We start from the raw sequence: 238 nt of genomic DNA on the forward strand, positions 1-238 counted from the left end.
GCGCCCGCTGATCGCCGAGCTGGTCCGGCACCCGCGCGTGCAGCGGCTCGAGCTGCTGCCGTTCGACGAGCCTGAGCTGCGGGAGTTCACCACGGCGGTGCTGGGTGCCCCGCTGGACGACGACACGTTCGGCCGGGTGGTCGCCCGCTCGGAGGGCAACGCGTACTTCGCCGAGGAGCTGCTGGCGGCCGGTCCGGAGACGGACGAGCTGCCGTGGTCCCTGGTCGACGTGCTGCGC

The 238-nt window shown here is 73.9% G+C and carries 1 protein-coding gene; it reads left to right on the plus strand.

Going from position 1 to position 238, the window contains the following annotated elements; genetic code table 11:
* Positions 1-238, plus strand: a 238-nt coding sequence (locus BST14_RS30230) for a hypothetical protein (RefSeq protein ID WP_158085952.1), incomplete at both ends; no start/stop codon positions are given.

The sequence above is a fragment of the Mycobacterium arosiense ATCC BAA-1401 = DSM 45069 genome (genome assembly GCF_002086125.1).
In the GTDB taxonomy this organism is placed as follows: Bacteria; Actinomycetota; Actinomycetes; order Mycobacteriales; family Mycobacteriaceae; genus Mycobacterium; species Mycobacterium arosiense.